At 72.2% G+C, this 21994-nt stretch carries 18 protein-coding genes and 1 pseudogene; 7 read left to right on the top strand and 12 right to left on the bottom strand.

Annotation, left to right across the window (positions count from 1 at the left end; translation table 11 throughout):
• Positions 1-99 precede the first annotated feature (99 nt).
• Positions 100-1953, top strand: a complete 1854-nt coding sequence (locus OP18_RS40515; protein WP_033364511.1) for a cell wall-binding repeat-containing protein — start codon at positions 100-102, stop codon at positions 1951-1953.
• Positions 1954-2012: 59 nt separating this feature from the next.
• Complete coding sequence (locus tag OP18_RS40520; RefSeq protein ID WP_033364512.1) at positions 2013-3923, top strand: cell wall-binding repeat-containing protein; 1911 nt, start codon at positions 2013-2015, stop codon at positions 3921-3923.
• Here OP18_RS40520 and OP18_RS40525 read toward each other — a convergent pair.
• Both OP18_RS40525 and OP18_RS40530 read right to left on the bottom strand, forming a co-directional pair.
• A complete protein-coding gene (locus OP18_RS40525) occupies positions 3910-6543 on the bottom strand; it encodes a TIM-barrel domain-containing protein (RefSeq protein WP_156090135.1) in 2634 nt (877 codons plus the stop codon). The two genes, OP18_RS40520 and OP18_RS40525, sit on opposite strands and share 14 nt — an antisense overlap.
• A 65-nt stretch (positions 6544-6608) precedes the next feature.
• Positions 6609-7619, bottom strand: a complete 1011-nt coding sequence (locus OP18_RS40530; protein ID WP_081971536.1) for a glycosyltransferase family 2 protein — start codon at positions 7617-7619, stop codon at positions 6609-6611.
• Positions 7620-7781: 162 nt separating this feature from the next.
• On the opposite strand from OP18_RS40530, the gene OP18_RS40535 reads away from it, so the two are divergent.
• The 4 genes from OP18_RS40535 (at position 7782) to OP18_RS58055 (ending at position 13733) form a co-directional block, all read left to right on the top strand.
• Entirely contained in the window at positions 7782-10040 is a 2259-nt protein-coding gene (locus tag OP18_RS40535; protein WP_052388068.1) for a hypothetical protein, read from the top strand.
• Between the two features lie 64 nt (positions 10041-10104).
• On the top strand, positions 10105-10566 hold the full coding sequence (locus OP18_RS56050; RefSeq protein ID WP_052388069.1) for a GtrA family protein: 462 nt from the start codon (positions 10105-10107) through the stop codon (positions 10564-10566).
• Positions 10567-10747: 181 nt separating this feature from the next.
• The gene (locus OP18_RS40545; RefSeq protein ID WP_211273831.1) at positions 10748-12277 is read left to right on the top strand and encodes an NAD(P)/FAD-dependent oxidoreductase; all 1530 of its coding nucleotides are present in this window, start codon (positions 10748-10750) and stop codon (positions 12275-12277) included.
• A complete protein-coding gene (locus tag OP18_RS58055; RefSeq protein WP_052388070.1) occupies positions 12264-13733 on the top strand; it encodes a hypothetical protein in 1470 nt (489 codons plus the stop codon). Before OP18_RS40545 ends, OP18_RS58055 begins: the two co-directional genes overlap by 14 nt.
• 8 nt (positions 13734-13741) lie before the next feature.
• Here OP18_RS58055 and OP18_RS58060 read toward each other — a convergent pair.
• From OP18_RS58060 to OP18_RS58065, 6 genes and pseudogenes are all read right to left on the bottom strand, one after another.
• Positions 13742-13882: pseudogene (locus tag OP18_RS58060) on the bottom strand (IS481 family transposase); the annotation flags it as partial.
• A 127-nt stretch (positions 13883-14009) separates the two neighbouring features.
• Positions 14010-14288, bottom strand: a complete 279-nt coding sequence (locus tag OP18_RS40555) for a GlsB/YeaQ/YmgE family stress response membrane protein (protein WP_033364513.1) — start codon at positions 14286-14288, stop codon at positions 14010-14012.
• Positions 14289-14378: 90 nt separating this feature from the next.
• Complete coding sequence (locus tag OP18_RS40560; RefSeq protein ID WP_033364514.1) at positions 14379-15608, bottom strand: MFS transporter; 1230 nt, start codon at positions 15606-15608, stop codon at positions 14379-14381.
• 39 nt (positions 15609-15647) lie between these two features.
• Positions 15648-16286, bottom strand: coding sequence for a TetR/AcrR family transcriptional regulator (locus OP18_RS40565; RefSeq protein ID WP_245635696.1), 639 nt, complete (start codon positions 16284-16286; stop codon positions 15648-15650).
• 55 nt (positions 16287-16341) lie between these two features.
• Positions 16342-16914, bottom strand: a complete 573-nt coding sequence (locus OP18_RS40570; RefSeq protein WP_033364515.1) for a sugar O-acetyltransferase — start codon at positions 16912-16914, stop codon at positions 16342-16344.
• A gap of 36 nt (positions 16915-16950) precedes the next feature.
• Positions 16951-17121, bottom strand: coding sequence for a hypothetical protein (locus OP18_RS58065; protein ID WP_156090136.1), 171 nt, complete (start codon positions 17119-17121; stop codon positions 16951-16953).
• A 182-nt stretch (positions 17122-17303) separates the two neighbouring features.
• Between OP18_RS58065 and OP18_RS40575 the strand changes: the two genes are divergently transcribed.
• Complete coding sequence (locus OP18_RS40575; RefSeq protein ID WP_033364516.1) at positions 17304-17756, top strand: MarR family winged helix-turn-helix transcriptional regulator; 453 nt, start codon at positions 17304-17306, stop codon at positions 17754-17756.
• Between the two features lie 140 nt (positions 17757-17896).
• Here OP18_RS40575 and OP18_RS40580 read toward each other — a convergent pair whose 3' ends face one another.
• The 4 genes from OP18_RS40580 to OP18_RS40595 are packed head-to-tail and all read right to left on the bottom strand — an operon-like array spanning position 17897 to position 21958.
• Complete coding sequence (locus tag OP18_RS40580) at positions 17897-18628, bottom strand: hypothetical protein (protein ID WP_033364517.1); 732 nt, start codon at positions 18626-18628, stop codon at positions 17897-17899.
• Between the two features lie 2 nt (positions 18629-18630).
• Positions 18631-19458 (bottom strand): RNA polymerase sigma factor, encoded by an 828-nt coding sequence (locus tag OP18_RS40585; protein WP_245635697.1) that lies wholly within the window; start codon positions 19456-19458, stop codon positions 18631-18633.
• Positions 19455-21515, bottom strand: a complete 2061-nt coding sequence (locus OP18_RS40590; RefSeq protein WP_081971539.1) for a bifunctional polysaccharide deacetylase/glycosyltransferase family 2 protein — start codon at positions 21513-21515, stop codon at positions 19455-19457. The genes OP18_RS40585 and OP18_RS40590 overlap by 4 nt, the downstream gene beginning before the upstream one ends.
• A 59-nt stretch (positions 21516-21574) precedes the next feature.
• Positions 21575-21958 carry a hypothetical protein gene (locus tag OP18_RS40595; protein ID WP_156090137.1) on the bottom strand — a complete coding sequence of 128 codons (384 nt, stop codon included), beginning with the start codon at positions 21956-21958 and terminating at the stop codon, positions 21575-21577.
• Positions 21959-21994: the final 36 nt, after the last annotated feature.

Genomic DNA, 21994 nt, shown 5'->3' on the forward strand with positions numbered 1-21994 from the left:
GCCGCGGCAGGTGCCTCACGGCAGGTGATGTCCGTTCACATCCTTCGGGGAGGATCGATCTTGCTTCATCGCAACGTTCGCCAGGTCATCATCGGCGGCGTGACCCTCGTGACGGTCGCCGCGACCGTCACGAGTGCCGGCGCGTCCACCTACGGCGATGTCGGAAACCTCTCCTACAACGTCGGCAGCACCGTCTACGTCGCGGCCCAGGACGGCTCCGGCGCCAAGGTGCTGGCGACCGACGTGGTCGGCAAGGGCGCCTGGTCGCCGGACGGCAGCCGCTTCGCCTACCTGTCTACCGACGGCAGCATCAAGACCGTCCGTTACGACGGCGGTCCGGCGCTCACGCTCACGGACCCCTACTACGGCACCGTCACCGACCCGACGTGGAACGCCACCGGTGACCTCATCTACTACGAGAGCAACCGCCAGTTGAAGAGCACGTCCAGCGACGGCACGTTCTACGTCGACTACCTGGGCGGCAACCCGGAGAGCCAGCACGTCGACGTCAACCCCTCCGTATCCCTCTACGGGGATGTCATCTTCGAGCGGGAAGGTGCCATCTACAAGTGGGAGGAGGGCGGGTTCTACCACGTCAAGCTGATCGACGACGGCACCAACCCGGACTTCGCGCCCGACGGGGAGCGCTTCGTCTACCTCGCCGCCGGTGACCTGTGGATCGCCGACATCGACGGTGGCAACCGGGTACAGCTGACCACCGGCGGCGACGCGACCGACCCCGCGTACGCACCCGACGGCGAGAGTGTCGTCTACGCCACCACCGGCGCCGTGATCAAGCGGGTCGACGTGGCGTCGAAGCAGGTCAGCACCGTGAAGAGCGGCGGCACCACGCCCGTGCTCCAGGGCCTTCAGCGCGACGCGGTCAACCGCGTCTGGGGCAACGACGGGACCGAGACCGCGATCGCGACGTCCCAGCGCAACTTCGGCGACGGCGACGCCAACGCGGTCGTACTGTCCCGCAGCGACACGTATCTCGACGCGCTGGTCGGCTCGGCGCTCGCCGTCAACGAGCACGCGCCGCTGCTGATCACCAAGCCCGGCAACACCGTCGAGGCCCGCGTCCTGGCCGAGATCAAGCGGGTCCTGGGCAGCACCGGCACTATCTACCTGCTCGGCGGCACACTGGCCCTGCCGCAGGGGATCCAGACCCAGCTGAAGAACCTCGGCTACCAGGTCACCCGGCTGTGGGGCGCCACGCACTTCGAGACGGCGATCGCGATCGACCAGCAGATCACCGGCGGGGAGACGCCCGCCGCGGCGATCGTGACGACCGGCGCGAACTACTACGACGCGCTCGCCGCCGGCGCGGCCGCGGGCGCCAACCCGGGCACCGTCATCGTCCTCACTGACGGCGAGGAGATGCCGGACGTCTCCGCGGACTACCTCAACCACCTCAACCCGGACTACGAGAACGGCGGCACTCTCATCGTGACCGCCGGCGGCCCGGGCGACACCGCCCTGCTGCAGGCGGACCTCGACTGGCCCAACGGCTCGCCGTACTACCCGCTCGTCGGCGACAACGAGATGGACACCGCGATCGCCCTCGCCTCGTTCTTCTTCGCCGCCCCGTTCAACGTCGCCCTCTCGACCAACCGCGGCTGGCAGGACGCCCTCACCGGCGGCGCGATGATCGGCGGCACCTACGGCCCGCTGCTGCTCACCGACCCCGACCAGCTCTACGGGCCGGTCGCGCAGTACCTGTCGGAAGGCTCCGGCAGCATCCACGAGGCCGTCATGCTCGGCGGCTATCTCGCCCTGCCCGACGCGCTCATCGCGCCGATCGGCGACTCGATCTGCGTGGCGGGCCACTACGACTACAACCCGCACGACGCGGCGGCGGCCGGCAGGTCGGCGAAGCGGAGCCTCGCGGCGAAACGGACCACCACCAGTGTGCCGGGCGTCAACAAGGCCACCCCGAAGCTCTACAAGTAGGCGAGCGGGGAGCGGGCCACGGCCCGCTCCCACGACTGTTCCCCCATGTGAGGACTGGCATGAAGCGTCCGAGACACATCCGGCGGTACGCCATCGGTGCCGTCACCGCCGGGATCGTCGCGGCCACGGCCGTCGGCGCCGAGGCCACCCACGGCGGGGCGGTCGGCAAGATTACGTACAACGTCGGCACCAGCATCATGATCGCGAATCCCGACGGCACCGGTGGCAAGACGATCGCCGAGGGCACGAGCGGGAAGTGGTCGCCGGACGGCTCCCGCCTCGCCTTCGTCGCGCCCGGCGGCGGCATCAAGTCCGTCCGGCAGGACGGCGGCCGGCAGGTCACGATCACCACCAACCCGGTGGACCGGGACCCGGTGTGGAACCCGACCGGCGACGCCGTCTACTTCAGCCGCGACGGCAAGCTCTTCATCGCCTCCAGCGACGGCTCGCGCTACGAGAAGCCGATCAATGAGAACCCGGACCCGGCGACCATCCAGGACACGATGCCGTCGGTCTCGATGACCCGCGACGGCGGCGGCGACGACTACGACATCCTGTTCTTCGTGCGCCGGCAGAACGGCGGCGCGCCCGCGATCTACCGCTTCACCCCGGTGCAGCAGACCCCGTCGCTGCTCATCGCCAACGCGACGCTGCCCGACGTCGACCCGAACTTCACCAAGTTCGCCTACGTGGTGCCGTCCAGCACCCCGGGCGCCGGCGACGCCGAGCTGTGGACCGCCAACCTCGACGGCTCCGGCAAGCAGAAGATCGTCACGCTCCCGGCGCCGGAGGTCGGCTCGATCGCCTGGTCGCCGGACGGCCTGAACATCCTCGTCGCGCCCGCCATGCAGAGCGTCACGCCGGTCATGGTCAGGACCGTCAACGTCGCCGCGAAGACGATCGCCCCTCTCGTGGAGGGCCACGGCGTCGTCGCCGCGCAGGCCGTGCAGACCAACATCGTCCAGCGGGTCTGGGGTGACGACGGCATCCTGACCGCGATCGCCACCGCGAAGCGCAACTTCGGCGACGGCCAGGCCGGCGCGGTCGTCCTGTCGCGCAGCGACACCTACCTCGACGCCCTCGTCGGCTCCGCGCTCGCGATCAACAAGGGTGGCCCGCTGCTGATCACCGCGCCCGGCAGCACCGTGGAGCCGCGCGTCGTCGGCGAGATCCAGCGAGTGCTCGGCGCCAGCGGTGACATCTACCTGCTCGGCGGCGTCCTGGCCCTGCCGCAGGGCATCGAGGACCAGCTCAAGGGCCTCGGCTACACCGTGCACCGGATCTGGGGCGCCAACCACTACGCCACCGCGGTCGCGATCAACAAGGAGATCACCACCGACCCGACGGCGGTCATCGTCACCACCGGCGCCAACTACTACGACGCCCTCGCCGCAGGCGCGGCCGCGGGCGCCAACCCCGGCACCGTCGTCGTGCTCTCCGACGGCGGCACCATGCCGGCCGTGTCCGCCGAGTACATGAACAGCATCGGGCCCGGCCCGACGGTCGTGACCGCCGGAGGGCCCGGCGACGCGGCACTGCGCAAGGCCGCGGCCACCGGGCAGCTGCCGGCGTGGGGCAACTTCACCTACACCAGCCTCGTCGGCGCCAATGAGAAGGACACCGCGGTCGCCCTGGCCCGGCAGTTCTTCGTCGCGCCGAGGAACGTGGCGATCTCCACCAACCGCGGCTGGCAGGACGCCCTCACCGGCGGCGCGATGATCGGCGGCACCGACGGCCCGCTGCTGCTGACCGACCCCGACGCCCTGTACGGCCCGGTCGCCAACTACCTGTCCGACGCCTCCGGCAGCATCTACTACGGCGTCGTCCTCGGCGGCAAGCTGGCCCTGCCGGCGACGATCGAGGCGCCGATCGGCAACGCGATCGGCGTCACCGGCAGCTACGCCGTCACTGGCAGCGCGTCACCGATGGCGAACCTGGTGCCGGACGGCGAGCCGCTCAAGCAACGCTGACCCGCTGCGGGGTCCCGGTCGGCAACGGCGGGGTCTGGATCGTCACGGTGCGGGTGTCCGCGTCGAACGACCAGGCCCCGCCGTCCATCTCGGCGCCGTTGAGCAGCACCCGCGCGGGCGCGGCGTCCACCGCGTGCAGGCGGACCGTCCACGCGCGGGTCGCCACCGCGCCGGGGAACGTGCCGTCCCGGGCGCCGATGGTCACGCCGCCGGCCGTGCTGTAGCGCACCGTCGTCCAGGCGAGCTCGCCGGCCCGGTCGCCGTGGCCCTCGCCGGCGTCCTCGTACAGCCGGAACTCGCCGTCCGCGCCGGTCGCCACGTCGAGCGTGACCTTGTCCAGGGGCGAGGCGTCCACCGCCGGCACGTCGTCGGTGCGGGTCGGCAGGATCCCGCCGGCCCGCTGGAACACCGGCATCGTGCCGAGGTCCGTGGTGATCGTCTCGACCTTCGGGCCGGTGTACGAGCGGCCGGTGAACCAGTCCGTCCACGTCCCCGGCGGGAACCACACCTGGGTCCGCACGCCGTCCGTGCCCGGCCCGGTCACCGGGGCGACCAGCAGGTCGTCGCCGAACAGGTACTGCGACGTGAAGTCGTACGCCTCCTGGAAGCCCGGGTAGTTCAGGAACATGCCGCGCGCCATCGGCAGCCCCGTGTCGCGCGCCTGGCGCGCCAGCGTGTACGTGTAAGGCACCAGCGCCTCGCGCAGCCGCAGGAACTTCACCGCCGCGTCGCGGGCCGGCTGCGGGTAGTCCCACGGCAGCCGGTAGCCGTGGTTGGAGTGCAGCCGCAGCACCGGCTGGAACGCGCCGAACTGCACCCACCGCGCGTACAGGTCCGGCGGCAGCCGGTTGCCGTTCTTCGGGTAGTTGTGCCCGCCGATGTCGTGCGACTCGTAGGGCATGCCGATCGCGCCCCGCAGCACGGTGTAGCGCGCCGCGAACGCCAGCAGCTCCCACGTCGACGTGGTGTCCATGCTGGTGTCGACCGTGTACCGGTGATCCGCCCACGGCCCGGCCGGATAGACCGCGCTCTCGCCGTACACGGTGAAGCCGCTGCCGCTGCGGTTCCAGGAGAACCCGCGCCGTCCCTGCCCGTCGATGTACGCCGCGTACTGGGCGTTGATCCAGCTGTCGGGGGAGATGCCGGGCGTGGTCGCCACGCTGGAGTCGCAGCACGTGTCCGGCCACCACACGATCGGGGCGAGCGCGTCGAACGGCCGGTGCAGGTCGAAGTACGCCCGCAGCTGCACCGGGTCGCTGAAGTCGAACACCCGGCACGGGTTGCCCGCCTCGCAGGCACCCTCCGGCAGCTCGTGGCCGACGGTCGCGGTCACCTCGGCGTAGCGCGGGTCGTCGGCGCGGATGCTCGGATGGATGTTCAGCGCGACCCGCAGCCCCTCACCGGTCGCCCAGCCCAGGAACCCCTCCGGGTCGGGGAACAGCTGCGGGTTCCAGCCCCAGCCGTTCCAGAAGTGGGGCGACTTGAAGTCGGTGTCCACGACCAGCACGTCCAGCGGCACGCCGTACTTCCGGAACGCGGGCAGGATGTCGTCGCGGTAGTCGGCGTCCTTGTACGGGTAGTAGCGCGAGAACCAGGTGCCGAACGCCCAGCGCGGCAGCGTCACCGCCGGTCCGGTCAGGTCCCGCAGGTCCTTGAGCGCCTGCCGGTAGTCCTGGCCGTACCCGAAGAGGTAGCCGTCCTGGTAGCCGTTCTGGGAGCTGTTGCGGGCCGGCCGCGGCTTCCCGTCGGCCAGGGCCGTCGCGGAGTCGTTGAGCAGGAACCAGCCGTCCCGGCTGAGCAGGCCGTCGAACAGCGGCCGCGGGCCGTCGGCGTAGTCGAGGCTGCGCCGCCAGCCGCCCAGGTTCGCCGCGCTGTGCGCCGCGTCGGGCATCGGCGGGTACGGCACCCCGGTCGCGGTGACCGCCACGCTGTCGACGTTGAACGCGCACAGGCCCTGCTCCGCGCACCCGACCGACAGGTTGCCGCCGCCGGCGGGCAGCGTCAGGACCGCGCCCGCCTCCGCCCAGTCGTCCCAGGAGCCGGTCGGCGGCAGGTCCACCCGCACCCTGGTGTCGCCGGCGGTCACCAGCGCCGCCTGCGTCTCGGTGGTGCCGTTGGCGTAGCGGAACGCGACCCGCCGCGGGCCGGCGGCCGGCACGCCGCGCTGCGTCCAGGCGACCGTGCCGTCCATCCCGTCCACGAACCCGGGCCCGGTCGAACCCCGCTGGTCGTCGGCGAGGGCCGCGCCGCCGGACAGCCGCAGCAGCTCGGCCTCGCACGGCACCCCGAAGCCGCACTCGCCGGCCAGCCGCCACACCGGGTGCGCGGCCTCGCCGTCGCGGGGTTCGACGGTCACGTTCCGCTCGCTGAAGGGTCCGGAGTTCAGCCGGTACCGCAGCGTCAGCCGGCCGGTGCGGATGACCCGCTCGCCGCCCTCGACGTCGGTGGTGTACGCGGGCGCCGGCAGGTCACGGTTGACCGCGTTGAACGTAGGGCGGTCCTCGAACCGGCCGTCCGGGGCGTACTCCATCCGGATCAGCGTCGGGGACAGCACCTGGAAGCGGGCCCGCCCGTCGCGCACCGTCGCGGGCGGGGACGGGTCGTCGTCATCGGCGGCCACGATCGCGCCGCCGAGCACCAGGGCCGCGGCGACGGCGAGCGTGGCTCCGCCGCGCGCGGCCGGGCTCAGGCGGTGGGGTCGACGACCTCGGAGGACTGGCGCTGACTTGGAAGCGGGTTGAGCACCGGCCACGCCTCTCGCTCCTCGGTCATGGCGGCCCGCGGCAGGTGCGCCTCCTTCAACAGGAAGTGCGGGCGGCGTTTCACCTCGTAGTAGATGCGGCCGACGTACTCGCCGATCACGCCGACGACGATCATCTGCAGACCGCCGAGGCCGACGATCGCGGTCAGCAACGTGGTGTAGCCGGGGGAGTCCACGCCGCTGACGACGCTCACTCCGATGATCCACAGCATGTACGCGACGGCGATCGAGGACATGAACAGGCCCAGGTAGATCGCCAGGCGCAGCGGCCGGTTGTTGAACGACAGCAGGCCGTCCATCGCGTAGTTGACCAGCTTCGGGAACGTCCACGAGGTGGCGCCGCCCTGGCGGGACACGTTCTGGTACTCGATGTAGGCGACGTCGAAGCCCACCCAGGCGAACATCGCCTTGGAGAAGCGGTTGTACTCCGGCATGGCCAGGATCGCGTCGACCACCGGCCGCGAGATGAGCCGGAAGTCGCCGGCGCCGTCGACCAGGCGGACCTCGATCCAGCGGTTCACCAGCCGGTAGAACGCCTTGCTCAGGAACGTCCTGGTGGCCGGGTCGCCGGCCCGGTTGCGGCGGGCGACGACCTGGTCGATGCCGGTGTGCCACATCGCCACCAGCTGCGAGATCAGCTCCGGCGGGTGCTGCAGGTCGGCGTCCATGATGACCACGGCGTCGCCGACGGCGTGGCGCAGCCCCGCGTACATCGCCGCTTCCTTGCCGAAGTTCCGGCTGAAGGCGACATACCGGACGCGGTCGTCGTTGGCGGCCAGCTTGCGCAGGATGGCCAGGGTGTCGTCGGAGCTGCCGTCATCGACGTAGATCAGCTCACAGGTCTCGCCTGCCGCGGCGACCTCGGCGGTGATCCGGTCGTGCAGTCGGACAAGTGTCTCGGCTTCGTTGAAGCACGGTACGACCACGGACAACACGTGAGGACCTCTCGTCTGGCAATGCGAGCACACAGTAACGCGGGGTCGCGGAGGACGCGACCCCCGCACCGGCCGGGCGGAACCGCCGTCCGGGCGGAGGGCGATGGGCCGGCCGGGTTCTGACTAGACTCCGGGGCGCCCCGACTTAGGAGTGCCCGCACCGTGCAGGAACTGCTCGTGGACCAGCCCGTGGCCGAGTCCCGCCCCGCGCCCGAACGCGCCGCCCGCCGCCGCGCCGACCTCCTCGGACTCGGCGTCGTCGCGGTCGTCGTCGCGTTCGCCGCGCAGCTGCCGGTGCTCAAGACGCACCTTTTCTACTACTACGACGACACGTCCTCGGTGATCATCCCGGGCTGGCGCCTGATCGGCGAGCAGCTGCTGCAGGGCCGGCTGCCCCTGCTGGACGTCGACACCTGGCTCGGCGGCAACTTCGCCGGCGAGGCGCAGTTCGGCCTGTTCAACCCGCTGACCATGGCCAACGCCGTGCTCGTCGCGCTGCTGCCGGACCTCGCCGTCGCCGCGATCCTGATCAAGACCGAGTTCCTGGTCCTGCTCGCCGCCGGGGTCTACCTGCTGGCCCGGGAGTACGGTGCCGGGCGCAACGCCGCCGCGGTCGCCGCGATCGCGCTGCCGTTCAGCGGTTACACGCTGTTCTGGGACGCGCAGGCCTGGATCACCAACCTCATCGCCTTCACGCTCACCACGCACACCTGGTGGACGCTGCGCCGGTACGCCCGCGGCCGCCTGCACCCGGTCGTGCCGCTGGTCGTCGCCGGCCTGACCACCACCTCGGGCAGCCCGTACAGCGTGCTCGGCGTCGTGGTCGTGGTCGCCGCCGTCATCATCGAGCGGCTGGTCAACCGGCAGCTGCGGGCGGCGGTCGGGGTCGCCGTCATCGGCCTCGCCGCCGGGCTGATGGCCGCGGTCGTCTTCCTGCCGCTGCTGGGCATGCAGCCGGTCGGCACCCGCCAGGCCGGCGGAGTGTTCAACACCGGCCAGCTCGTGCCGTCCCTCGGGCACCTGCTCAACCTCAGCGCCCCGACCTACGTGCCGCGGCTGTACACGTTCGGCCCCGCCACCACGCCGATCACCTACCTGGCCTGGTTCGTCGTGCCGCTGCTGCCCTGGTTCGCCTGGTCGGCGCTGCGCGACGGGCGCGCCCGGGCCGGCATCTTCGCCGTCGGCCTGGCCTACCTGGCGCTGACCCTCGCGCCGTCGAACCTGTGGATGTTCCGCTGGCCGGCCCGGCTCATCGAGTACCTCTTCCTCGCCGTCATCCTGGCGGTCGCGCTGCTGCTCAGCGCCGGCCTGCGCACCGACCACGCGGTGCGGCGCGGGCTCGGCTCGGCCGGGCTGATCCTGCTGTCCACCTACCTGGTCTGGGCCGACCGCCCCGACCAGGCCCGGCGGGCGGCGGAGGCCGCGCTGGTCGTCGGGGTGCTCGTCCTGGCCGTCGTGCTGGCCGCCCGGCACCGGGCCCGCCTGGTCACCCCCGCCCTGGTCGCGGGGACGTTGATGATGCTGGTGCTGCAGCTCAACTGGTTCCCCCGCAACCGGGACATCACGCCCTGGCAGTTCCCGCACGACGTCGCGCAGCTGCGGGCCGACTTCGCCGACCGGTCCGACGGCAACACGCTCATCGTCGCCAACTCGTTCTCCAAGATCCCGAACGCGGACAAGCAGCCGGACAGGGCCTGGCGCGAGGTGCTCTTCGGCAACGTCAGCCACGTCGCCGGCATGGACGCCCTCAACGCCTACACCGGGATGGGCAACCGGCAGTTCGGCGCGGCCCTGTGCATGGAGTACGAGGGCAGCGTCTGCGACGAGGCGTACCAGCGGGTCTTCGCCACCGACCCGGCCACCGGCGTGCCGCTGGCGGACCTGCTGCGGCTGCGCACCGTGACGCTGCTCAACGCCCAGGTCCCCGGCACCCTCAAGCCGACCCCCGAGCTGCTGCGCGACCAGCCGTACGCGTTCGACCTGCGGCAGGCGCCACCCGGCTGGCAGACCGCGGACCGCGGCACGTACGCCACCGTCATCCGCCGCACCGCCGAGCTGCCGCACCCGGACGGCCGCGTCTCGTGGACCGCGCCCGGCCTGACGGTCACCGCCGACCAGGCCGGGCCCTCGACCGAGGAGATCCGGTACCGCGGCGGCGGGCGCGTCATCGTGGCGGCCCTGGCCTGGCCCGGCTGGCACGCCTCGGTCGACGGGCACTACCTGCCCGTCGACCGCGGCCCGGCCGGCCTGATCCAGGTCGACCTGCCGGAGCGGGCCGAGGGCACGCTGAAGCTCTGGTTCGTCCCGGCCGGCCTGCGCACCGGCGTCGAGCTGCTCGCCGTGGGCGTGCTCATCGGCGCCGGGTACTGCACCTACCACACCGTGCGCGTCCGGCGACGCCGCGTGCATGAGCCGGCCTGAGCCGGACGGGTCGCCCGTTCGGCCGGACGGCGGCGTCGACCGGGCAGCCCGTACGCTGGCGGCCATGAGCGTGGAGATGGACTCCGTCGATGTCCGGCGGGGGCGCGTCGCCGCCGTCGTCGAGCACAGCGCGTTCCGCTACGTCGTGATCGGCGTGCTCAGTGCCGGGATCGACTTCGGCCTGCTGTACGCGCTGCACGGCGGGCTCGGCGTGCCGGTGGGGATCGCCGCGTTCATCGCGGTCACCCTGGCGTTCTTCTGCAACTTCGCGCTCAACCGCATCTGGTCGTTCCGCAGCCAGGCGCCGGTGGTGGGCCAGTTCGGCAAGTACCTGTTCCTCGGCTGCGTCAACTGGGTGCTGACCGCCATCCTCGTCACCGCGTTCACGGCCCTCGGCCTGAACTATCTGGTCGCGAAGGCGATCGCACTCGTGCTGACTACAGGGAGTAACTACCTGTTGTACAGGGTATGGGTCTTCAAGGATCGACGACCGGCGACATCGCCCGGTCCGCTGAACGGGTTGTAAAGTACGCACAGTCGTCCGACGGGCGTGTGTGGAGCGCTCGGGGCGACACTGTAACCGGCAAGTGAACTTGTGTCCGGCAGGTTGCCGTTCACCGACATGTCCTTTAGTGTCGCCGTTCGTGCTGGCCGCCAGGCCGTCGCGCGCTTCACGGGGTGTAATCGAGCTGGCAGGGAGTGCCATTGTGTCTGGCGAGAAGCCGACCACTGTAGTCATCGGGGCCGGTCCGGCCGGTCTCACCGCCGCTTACGCCCTGGCGAAGCAGAACCTGCCGGTGCAGGTGTTCGAGGCCGACAAGGTCGTCGGGGGCATCAGCCAGACCGTCGAGCGCGACGGTTGGCGGTTCGACATCGGCGGGCACCGGTTCTTCACCAAGGTGCCCGAGGTCGAGGCCCTGTGGCACGAGATCCTGCCCGACGAGGACTTCCTGCTGCGCCCGCGCATGAGCCGCATCTACTACCGCGGGAAGCTCTTCGACTACCCGTTGAAGGCCATGAACGCGCTGCGCAACCTCGGCGTCTGGGAGGCCGTGCGCTGCGTGGCGTCCTACACCGCGGCCCGGATCCGCCCGCCGAAGGACCAGTCGCACTTCGAGGGCTGGGTCTCCGCCCGTTTCGGCTGGCGCCTCTACTCGATCTTCTTCAAGACCTACACCGAGAAGGTGTGGGGCATGCCCGCCACGGCCCTGCAGGCCGACTGGGCCGCCCAGCGCATCAAGAACCTCTCGCTGTCCAGCGCCGTGATCAACGCGATCATGCCGAAGCGCAACCAGAAGGACATCGCGAGCCTCATCGAGGAGTTCCAGTACCCGAAGTACGGCCCCGGCATGATGTGGGAGCGGTGCACCGAGCACGTCGAGAAGCTCGGCGGCTCCGTCGCCATGCAGACCTGGGTCAAGACGGTCCACCGTGACCCGGAGACCAAGAAGGCCACCGCCGTCGACGTCGCCGACGCCACGGGCGAGCGGCGGGTGCCGCTGGACCACCTGATCTCCTCGATGCCGCTGTCGGAGCTGGTCCTGGCCATGGAGCCGGCCGCCGACCACGACGCGATCCTCGCCGCCAAGGACCTGCACTACCGCGACTTCCTCACCGTCGCGCTGGTCGTGCCGCAGGAGTTCTCCTTCCCGGACAACTGGATCTACATCCACGACCCGCACGTGAAGGTCGGCCGGATCCAGAACTTCGGCTCCTGGTCGCCGTACATGGTCAAGGACGGGCGCACCTGCCTCGGCATGGAGTACTTCGTCTTCGAGAACGACGAGATGTGGGTCAAGTCCGACGACGATCTGGTCGCCTTCGCCACCGCCGAGCTGGAGCGGCTCGGCCTGGTCAAGGAGGGCGCGGTCGAGGTCGGCTACGTCGTGCGGATGCCGAAGGCCTACCCGACCTACGACGAGACCTACCAGCGCAACGTCGAGGTGCTGCGCGCCTGGCTCGACGCCAACACCACCAACGTGCACCCGGTCGGCCGCAACGGCATGCACCGCTACAACAACGCCGACCACTCGATGATGACGGCGCTGCTCACCGCGGAGAACATCGCCTCCGGGACCAACCACGACGTGTGGGAGGTCAACGTGGAGGAGGAGTACCACGAGGAGAAGTCAACCTCCGACGGCGGCGCCGCCAAGGGCACCGGCCGCAGCGCGCCGGTGATCCCCCGGCAGAAGACCCCGGTGGACGCCGCCAGCACGGCCGATGTCGACCGATGAAGCCACGCTGCCGGCGGTGACGGACCCCGTCGCCGCCGGCACCACCGCCACCCCGCGCCGCCGGTTCAGTGCCGGCGGCGCCGTCCGGTGGCTGTGGCACGCGATTCGCACCAACAAGGTCTTCACCGCGCTGCTCGCCGCCGGCGCCCTGGTGCGGGTGGGCATGATGGTCGCCTACTACCCGGCCTTCGGCTACTTCATCGACACCCGCGCCTACATGCTGGCGGCGAAGAACTGGGACACGGACCCCATCTGGCCCTTCGGCTACCCGTTCTTCCTGTTCCTGCTCGCGCCGTTCGAGCGGACCTCGGTGGTCGCGCTCACCCAGCACCTGCTCGGTCTCGGCATGGGCGTCGTCGTCTACGCCCTGCTGCGCCGCCGCGGCATCGCCCGCCACTGGTCGGCGCTCGCCGCCGCGCCGATCCTGCTCGACGCCCGCGAGCTGGTCGTCGAGCACCACGTGCTGTCCGACACGCTCTTCTCGGTGCTCCTGCTGGCGGCGGTGGTCCTGCTGCTGTGGAGCAGCGACCGGCTGCCGGTCTGGATCGCGGCGCTGTCCGGCGGCTTCTTCGCCGCGGCCAGCCTCACCCGCACCATCGGCCAGGTCCTCATCGTCGTGGTCCTCGCCTACCTGGTGCTGCGCCGGGTCGGCTGGAAGCAGGTGCTCGCCTTCGCCGTCGCCGTCGCGATCCCGCTGGCCGGCTACATGGTCTGGTTCCACCACGAGCACGGCGTCTACGCGATCAACGACTACACCGGCCGGTACATGTGGGCCCGGACCACGACCTTCGTCGACTGCGACAAGGTCGACTTCACCCCGCAGGAGCGGGCCCTGTGCCCGCTGGAGCCGCTCGGCCAGCGCCTCGGCCCCGACTCCTACCTGTGGTACGACGACCCGACCGACCTGGTCCGGCTGTACAAGGACGACAAGGTCTACAAGTCCTTCGCCACGAAGGCGATCCTGGCCCAGCCGCTCGACTACGTCGAGGTCGTCCTCGCCGACACGCTGCACATGTTCCAGCCCGGCTGGCACGGGCCGCAGCGCACCGAGTGCGTCCACGACCTGTGGAACATGCCTTCGGCCGGCTCCGGCGACGCCTGCTCGACGACGCTCATGGTGAAGCCCTTCCTGCCGGGCGCCGCGGCGGCCGGCGGTCACCCGGCGAACTGGAAGAACAAGACCATGCGCGGGTATGGCACGGTCTTCACGATCCCGGGCTTCCTCTTCGTGTTCGTGCTGCTGTTCGTCTTCGCCGCGGCACTGCGCCGGCCCCGCAGCCAGCACGGCCGGGAGAACCTGGACGTGGTGTTCCTCGGCACGGTCTCCGTGGCGCTGGTGATGATGTCGCTGGCCCTGTCGGCGATCGACATCCGGTACATCATGCCGCTGATGACACTCGCGCCGATCGCGCTGGCCCTGTCGATCCACCGGTTCCGCAAGCCCGCCGCCGCCTGACTGCAGTGCAGTTCGCCGGGCCGGTCACGTTCGTAGCGGCGGATCGGCTGGCCGGTCCAGCCAGGCGCCAGGCGGTGCAGTGCGTGGCGGGTCAGCACGGTGTGGACGGTTGAGGCGGGCATGCCCAGCGGGGCGAGGCGGCGCGGGCCGCGGTCGAGTCGGGCATCGTACACATGTGCTATCCACAGCCTGTGGATAGCACATGTGTACGACGCCTGTGGACAACGAAAACCCCCGGCCGGACGGCCGGGGGTTTTCGGGAGCTTCGGGTGCGGGTCAGAGGGCCCGGCGGCCACGGCCGGCGAAGCCGGCGACCAGCGCGACGCCGATGGCGGCCACGATGACCTGGACGACCAGCTCGCCCCAGTCCACGCCGGGGGTGTCGGTCGCGATGCCCACGGCGTTGGCGATGAACGTGCCGATCAGGGCGGCAACCACGCCGATGACCATCGTGAGCCAGACCGGGATGTTCTGGCGGCCGGGGACCACCAGCCTGCCGAGCGCGCCCACGATCAGACCGACGATCAGCGCGGTGATGATTCCGGTGACGGTCACTGTTTCCTCCTCGTGTTCCAGGTAACGGCGTCGATGTGCCGCTGCTTCAGGAGTGCCCGATCGCTTCCGCCGCCAAACACCAGCCGCTCGTCAGTCCTTCGCTTCCTCCGGTACGGGCAGCGGGCGGATCGCGCCGGCCAGCATGAACGCGACCGTGAGCAGGACCGCGATGGCGATGAGCGCCTTCAGGACCGACACGTGGTCGCCGAGCAGACCGATCAGCGGCGGGCCGCCCAGGAAGGCGCAGTAGCCGATCGAGGCGACCACGCTGACCCGGCCCGCCGCCTTGGCCGGGTCGTCGGAGGCGGCGCTCATGCCGACCGGGAAGCCCAGCGAGGCGCCCGTGCCCCAGAGCAGGGCGCCGACGAAGGCGGTCGGGGTGTTCGGGCCGAAGATGAACAGCAGCAGGCCGGCGAGCGCGATGACGGCGAGGGCGCGCAGCACCGGGACGCGGCCGAACCGGTCGAGCAGCCCGGGGCCGAACCAGCGCCCGAGGGTCATCGCGGTCAGGAACACCGTGAAGGCGAGCGTGCCGACGGCGGCCGGGGTGCGGTACCCGTCGATGACCGCCACGGCGATCCAGTCGATGCCGGCGCCCTCGGTGAAGGCGAACGCCAGGACGAAGACGCCGATCAGCAGCGTGCGGGGCTCGGTCCAGAACTCGAGGAACCTCCGCGTGCCGCCGGACTTCCCGGCGTCCGCGGCGTCCGCGGCGGGCGTGTCGGGGGTGTCTGGCAGGAACGCGCGGACCATGACGAACGTGCTGGCGCCGACGATGATCGCAACCGTGATCAGGTGGATGGTCACCGGCACCTTCAGGGCCACCATCGCCGTGCCGAGCAGCGCCCCGGCGACGGTGCCGACGCTGTACCCGGCGTGGAAGCGCGGCATGATCGCCCGGCCGAGGCGGCGCTCGACCAGGGCGCCCTGGACGTTCATCGCGACGTCCCACGCGCCGTTGGCGAAGCCGAACCCGAACAGGCCGAGCACGACCGGCGGCACGCCGAGGTGGTAGCCGCCGGCGACGATGATCAGGCTGACGGTGAGCAGGACCGCCATCGCGGCGACCGTGGCCCGTGAGCCGAACCGGGCGACGATGTGGCCGGAGAGCACCAGCGAGATGATCGAGCCGGCGGCGATCGCGACGAGGACCAGGCCGAGCTGGGAGGGGTCGAGGCGCAGCTCGTCGCGGACCTGCGGGATACGGGTGGCCCAGCTCGCCATGGCGACGCCGGCCCAGATGAAGGCGGCGTAGACGGCGCGGGTCGCGGCGCGCAACGGCCGGTCGGTGGCGGATGCCGCCCCGGTGGTCAGGGTCATGGTGCTTCTCCGAGGGGTTGTGCGGGATGTGCGGGCGGTTCAGCTCGTGCCGGCGAGGCACCGGGCGACGATCACCCGGATCTGCTCGCGGGGGAACGGGGTGGTCGACAGGGTCTTGTGGATGACCAGGCCCTCGATCAGGGCGTCGACGCCCCGGGCGGTGGTCGGGTCGACGAAGCGCTCCAGGACGGCGCGGCTCGCGCGCATCCAGGTCTCGGTGATGGTGCGCAGCGCCGGGTCGCGCAAGGCGGCCAGGTACAGCTCGTAGGCGATGGCCCAGTCGGCGGCGTCCGCGCCGGCGTCGCCATGAATGAGGTCGGTGACCGCCTCGACCAGGGCCTCATGGGAGTCGACACGTAGGAAGTGCGACTCGTAGACGACCGACATCCGCTCGGCCTGCCGCCGGAAGGCCTGGGCGCGCAGGTCGTCGAGGCTGCTGAAGTGGTACGTCAGCGACCCCAGCGGCACGTCCGCCGCTGCCGCGATGAGCCGGTGGGTCGTGCCGGCCACGCCGTGCTCGGCGATGACCGTGATCGCGGCGTCGATGATGCGGTCCTTGCGGTTGGGGTCGTGGCGGCGGGTGGCCGCCCGGCTGTCGCCGCCGCCCTGCGGCCCGCTCACGGCGCCGCCGCGTTGCTGGCGGCTCACGGCGCCGCCGCCGCGCTGCGGGCCGCTCACGGCGTCACCGCCGCGCCATGGCCGCTCACGGCGCCGCCGCCGTGCTCCCGGCCGCTCACGCCCGCTCGTCGAGCCGCCGGACGATCCGGGCGGGGTTGCCGACCGCGAGCACGCCCGCGGGCAGGTCGCGGACCACGACCGAGCCGGCCCCGACGACGGTGTCGGCGCCGATCGTGACGCCCGGGCAGACGATGACCCCGCCGCCGAGCCAGACGTTGTCGCCGATGACGATCGGCTTCGCCGCCTCCCACTTCTCCCGGCGCGGGCCCGGCTCCAGGGGGTGGGTGGAGGTCAGCAGCTGCACGCCGGGTCCCATCTGCACGTCGTCGCCGATGCTGATCGTCGCCACGTCGTTGCAGACCAGGCCCCAGTTGGCGAACGAGCGGGCGCCGAACGTGGTCTGGTAGCCGTAGTCGCACCGCAGCGGCGGCCGGACGTAGGCCCCCTCGCCGAAGCCGCCGAGCAGCTCGGTCATCAGCGCCCGCAGCGTCTCGCCGTCGGTCGGGTCCGTCGCGTTGATCTGGAACGTGAGCCGCTGCGCCCGTGCGTCGTCGGCGGCCAGCTGCGGGTCGTCGGCGATGTAGAGCTCTCCCGCGAGCATCCGCTCACGCATGGTCTTGCCCGTCATGTGTACGACCGTACACTGCATGTGTACATCTGTACACTAGCGGCGGCGACGGCTGCCGAGTGCGGCGATGAGAGCGACTGGGATCCACAGGTGCACGGCGATGAACCCGGCGAACTTGAGTGCCGCGGCGGTCGAGTAGCGCATCGCCAGGACCGGGCTGATCGAGGCCGGGTCGGGCAGCATGGCGAAGGAGAGGAGGTTCTCCATCGCGTCGCACAGCGAGGCGGCGGGGCCCAGTCTGCCAGTAGACGCCGAGGGTGCCCGCGCGCCGCATCTCGGTGTACCAGCCCGACAGCTTGTCCGCGCTGAAGGAGAGCTGCCCGACGTAGTACGGCACCGGGAAGCCGGAGCCTCGTGACGCCAAGTGTTCCGTGGAATGTATTTGGCCGATGGATGTCGAGGCGCGGGCCGAGCTGCAAGGGCGGGCGATGCGGGAGCTGTCGATCGCGCACCAGCTCGCCGAGACCAGGCTCAACCGGGCGCTGCGGCCGCTCGGCCTCACGATGACCCACACGGCGGTGCTGCTGCACCTGGCCAACGCCGGCCCGGGGTCCGTCGGCGACATCGCCGCCGCGATGGAGGTCAACCAGCCCGCGGTGTCCAAGACCCTCAAGACGCTCGTCGACCGGGGCGCGGTGACCGTGCAGGCCGCCGCCGATGACGCGCGCCGCCGCGACGTCTCCCTCACCCCGCTCGGTGGCGAGCTGATCGGCCAGGCCATGCGCGCGATGCACCCGGACGCGACGGTCGCGTTCGCCGGCCTCGACGACACCCGCCTGCGCGACCTGGTTGAGCTGCTCGGGGAGGTCAGGGTCGCCCTGGACGACGCCCGTCGGCGGTGAGCGCCCGCGTCCGGAACCGCCCGGCGGCGGTGCGCGGGCCGGATGAGGAGCAGGCGAGAGCCGGTGGCCGGGCGTTGAGCGGCGTTGAGCGGGCGGTGGTGCCCGGCCGGTCAGAACCCGGCCGGCGGTGCGCGGCCGGATCAGGAGCGGGCGGGCCTGGCGGGGTGGGTGCGGCTCGCGCCGGCGCCCGGCTGGCCGTTGCCGGATTTCGTGGTGACGGGCTTGCCCGGGGGTGTCGTGTGCGGGGTGGCCCCGGGCGTCGCCGGCTGCGCCGCGGAGCCGGTCTGCCCCGGCGCCGTCGTCGAGGCGGATCCGCCGAGCAGGGCGCGGCAGTAGTCGTCGATGCCGGACGTGCCCTTCGCGGCCTGGGTCAGCTCGCGGCGCTCCTCGCCGCTCACCTGCGGGGCGCGCGGGTCGGTGCGGGAGGCCTCCCACGCGCGGCACAGCTGCTCGACGCGGCCGGCCGGGACCGCGGCCGGCGGCGGGGACGACAGCGGCGGCGGGGACGAGGTGCCCGGGCTGCCGGACGCGCCGGGCACCGCCGACGGTGCGGGGTTCTTGGCCCCGAACAGCGCCTCCATGGTGCGCTGCACCGGCTCCGGCAGGTAGTCGCCGCCGGCCGCGTACGCCGTGCCGCCCACCGACAGGACCATCACGGCCACCCCGGTGAGCAGCCCGGCGCGTCGCTTGCGGCGGGCCCGGTAGGCCAGCCGGTACGCCCGCAGCGCGGAGTCCTCGCCGGACAGCTCGGCGGGCCGGGCCGGGCCGGCGGCGGCGACCAGCAGCGCGGTGAGGGCGGTGTACTGGCCGTCGTCGGGCTCGCGAAGGTCGAGCAACTGCTCGGCGACGTCAGGAGCGAGGGAGTCGGGCATGATCAGCTGCCTTCCCACGGCTCGGTGCCGCGGTGTGCCTGGACTTCGGGGTGTTCGGCCAGCCGGCGCAGTCCCCGCATCGTGGCGATGCGGACGGCGCCGGGGCGTTTGCGCAGCACCCTGGCGGTGCCGGCGACGTCGAGACCGGCCACGACCCGTAGCATGACCGCCTCGGCCTGCTCGGTCGGCAGGGTGCCGATCATCCGCAGCGCCCACTCGGTGCCGGCCCGGTCGCCGGCGTCGAGCGCCGCGTCCGGGACCGTCTCACCGGCGGCCTCGCCGAGTTCGTGCACCGTCTCGTGGGGCTTCTCGCGGCGGCGCCAGGCCCGCCGATTCTCGTCGATGCCGCGGTTGCGGGCGATCCGGAAGAGCCACACCCGGAACGCGGTCGTGCCGCCGGTGAACCGGGCCAGGTCCCGCGACACCTGCAACCACGTCTCCGACGCCACGTCCTCGGCCGCGTCGCCGCAGACGACCCGCAGGTAGCGCAGCACCAACGGGTGCAGGGCCCGCCACAGCTCGGCGAAGGCCGCCGGGTCGCCGGCGGCCGCGCCGGTCAGGGCCGCCTCGAGCCGGTCGTCGAGCACGTCCGCCTCCTGCGCGGCGCCGGTGACGGCGTCATCGGCGCCGCCGGCGTCCCGCCCGTCGGCATCACGGGAAAGGTCCCGGGCGGCGTCACGGGGTACGTCCCCGGCGGCGTCACGGGGAACATCACGGGCGGCGTCACGGGGAACATCACGGGCGGCACCGGCGGCGGGACTTTGGGAGGAGCCGGAGGAACGGCCGCCGCGGGAGAACGGCGTCGGGTGGGTGCCGGCCAACGTCGTCACGGCCGACCTGGCCGGTCAGGCACCGACGTCCTGCCTGAGTCACCGCCCGGTGCGACGGCCGCGGCGGCCAGGCCGGTGCGGGCCATGACCTGCCAGCGCTGCCGCCCGCCGAGCAGTGCGGCGACCGTGGACTGCACCACGACCAGGTACAGCAGCTGCCGGTACACCACCTGCTGGAGCGGAATCGTCCACAGCGGGCCGAACTGTTCCCGGTCGAGGCGCAGGGCGTAGGCGGCGACCAGCACCTGCAGGACGGTGAAGCCGCACCAGACCGCCGCCACCTGCCCCAACGGCAGGAAGAAGAGGCTGTAGACGGCGTACACGTCGACCAGCGGCGCGGTCAGCGGCAGCAGCATCTGGAACACCGCCAGGTAGACCAGGCCCCGCCGGCCGAGGTGTCCCCGTTCGCGCAGCGCCCGGCGGTGCTTCCAGGCGGCCTGCATGGTGCCGTAGCACCACCGGTACCGCTGCCGCCACAGCTGCCGCAGCGACGCCGGGGCCTCCGTCCAGGCGATCGCCCGCTCCGCGTAGACCGCCCGCCATCCGGCCCGCAGCACCCCCATGGTCAGGTCGGTGTCCTCGGCCAGGGTGTCGGACGGGACGCCGTCGACGTCCAGCAGCGCGGCCCGGCGGAAGGCGCCGATCGCGCCCGGGATGGTGGGCATGCAGTCGCCGAGCTCGAACATGCGCCGGTCGAGGTTGAAGCCGACGACGTACTCCAGGTGCTGCCAGCGGCCGAGCAGCCCGCCGCGGTTGGCGACCTTGGTGTTGCCGCTGACCGCACCGACCGCCGGGTCGGCGAACGGCTGGACGAGCCGGCCGACGGCGTCGGGCTCGAACACGGTGTCGCCGTCGACCAGCACCAGCAGCTGCCCGCGCGCGGCGGCGATGCCGGTGTTGAGCGCGGCCGGCTTGCCCGCGTTGGCCTGGCGGATCACCCGCACGCCGGGCAGGCCGAGGCGGCGCACCACGTCGGCGGTACCGTCGGTCGAGCCGTCGTCGACGACGATGACCTCGAGCTGGGGGTAGTCGTTGCCGATCAGCGAGCGGACCGTGGCGGCGATGTTCGCCGACTCGTTGTAGGCCGGGACGACGACCGACACCAGGCCGAAGGAGCGCAGCGGCCGGCGCGCCGCCGCCCGGGCCCGGCGGGCGTGCCGGCGCGCGGTGACCACCTGGACGACGAGCCTGAGCAGGGCCAGGACGGTGCCGGCGACGATCAGCCACCACATCACCGCGCTGATCCAGTCGCCGGCCACCTGCGCCCATCGCAGGGCGTGCCCGCGCACGACGGTCCCGGTGCCGGCCGCCTCCTCGGGCGGCAGGCCGATGCCCTCGGAGACGGTGACGAACCGGACGCCGGTCTTCTGGGACACGATGCGTTCGACGGCCGCGACGGTCTGCGAGCGGTCGCCGCCGCCGTCGTGCAGCATCACCACCGCGCCGGGCCCGGCGGCGGGCAGTGCCGCCGCGACGATCGCGTCCACGCCCGGGCGGCGCCAGTCCTCGGTGTCGCGGTCGGTCAGCACGGTCAGATAGTTGGTCGTGGCGCGCAGCACGGCCGGGTCGGGCGGCGACGACGGCGTCGAGGAGTACGGCGGGCGCAGCAGCCGCACGGTCCGGCCGGTCGCCGCGGCGATCGCGTTGCGGGTGAGCTCGAGCTCCAGCCGCTGCCGCCACGCCGGGACGGCGGCCAGGTCGGCGTGGGTGAAGGTGTGCACGCCCAGCTCGTGGCCCTCGGCGACGATGCGGCGCACCAGGTCCGGGTACTGGTTGACCCGCGCGCCGACGACGAAGAAGGTGGCATGGGCGTGGTGGCGGCGCAGCGTGTCGAGGATCAGCGGCGTCCACCTCGGGTCGGGGCCGTCGTCGAAGGTGAGCGCGACCGCCCCGGCCGGCATCGCGGCCGAGCGCACCGCGCCGTCCGCGGCGACCTGCAGCACCGGGCCGGTGCCGTCCGGCAGGGCCGGGGCGGCGGCCGCGGGCGCCGGGCCCCGCTCGCCGGAGACCCCCTCCACCCAGCCGTCCAGGCCCAGCTCCGCGAGCAGGACCCCCATCGTGAGCAGCAGCAGGAGCCAATGCGCCCGAGGCGCCCGGCGGGATACGTGTCTGGCCACTACTTCGTCCGGCTCGGCTTCGCGTTGGCCGGGTGGGACGTCCTGCGGCTGTCGTGCGGCTCGCTCGCCGGCGGCGACCCGGCGGCCGGACCGCCCGTGGTGCTGCCGGCCGGCACTGCCGGCGGCGCCCCGGTCGGTGTCGGGCGGGGGACGGCACTGGTGCGGCTCGGGGCGGGCGCGATGCCGCCGGACCCGGCACCGTCGCGGTGCTGGGCGCCCTGACCGCTCTGCGGCAGGCCGGGCAGCGGCACCGGCGAGCTGCCGAGCAATCCGGCGATCAGCAACGACGCGCCGAGTACGAGCAATACGCCCATGCCGGCGCCGAGGCCGGTGAAGAGCCTCCGTCGCCGGCCGCTGCGGTCCACGAAGACCGGGTCGACCACGTTCACAGAGAAAGAAGCGGGATTGCCCCCTCAGCC

Source organism: Dactylosporangium aurantiacum (genome assembly GCF_000716715.1).
Classification (GTDB): domain Bacteria; phylum Actinomycetota; class Actinomycetes; order Mycobacteriales; family Micromonosporaceae; genus Dactylosporangium; species Dactylosporangium aurantiacum.

What these genes read in the sequence shown, in the direction of transcription:
- OP18_RS40520 (WP_033364512.1), top strand. Translation starts at nt 2,013, where the DNA reads ATGAAGCGTCCGAGACACATCCGGCGGTACGCCATCGGTGCCGTCACC.
- OP18_RS56050 (WP_052388069.1), top strand. Translation starts at nt 10,105, where the DNA reads ATGAGCGTGGAGATGGACTCCGTCGATGTCCGGCGGGGGCGCGTCGCC.
- OP18_RS58055 (WP_052388070.1), top strand. Translation starts at nt 12,264, where the DNA reads ATGTCGACCGATGAAGCCACGCTGCCGGCGGTGACGGACCCCGTCGCC.
- OP18_RS40560 (WP_033364514.1), bottom strand. Translation starts at nt 15,608, where the DNA reads ATGACCCTGACCACCGGGGCGGCATCCGCCACCGACCGGCCGTTGCGC.
- OP18_RS40570 (WP_033364515.1), bottom strand. Translation starts at nt 16,914, where the DNA reads ATGACGGGCAAGACCATGCGTGAGCGGATGCTCGCGGGAGAGCTCTAC.
- OP18_RS58065 (WP_156090136.1), bottom strand. Translation starts at nt 17,121, where the DNA reads ATGGAGAACCTCCTCTCCTTCGCCATGCTGCCCGACCCGGCCTCGATC.
- OP18_RS40575 (WP_033364516.1), top strand. Translation starts at nt 17,304, where the DNA reads ATGGATGTCGAGGCGCGGGCCGAGCTGCAAGGGCGGGCGATGCGGGAG.
- OP18_RS40580 (WP_033364517.1), bottom strand. Translation starts at nt 18,628, where the DNA reads ATGCCCGACTCCCTCGCTCCTGACGTCGCCGAGCAGTTGCTCGACCTT.
- OP18_RS40590 (WP_081971539.1), bottom strand. Translation starts at nt 21,515, where the DNA reads ATGGGGGTCCTGCTCGCGGAGCTGGGCCTGGACGGCTGGGTGGAGGGG.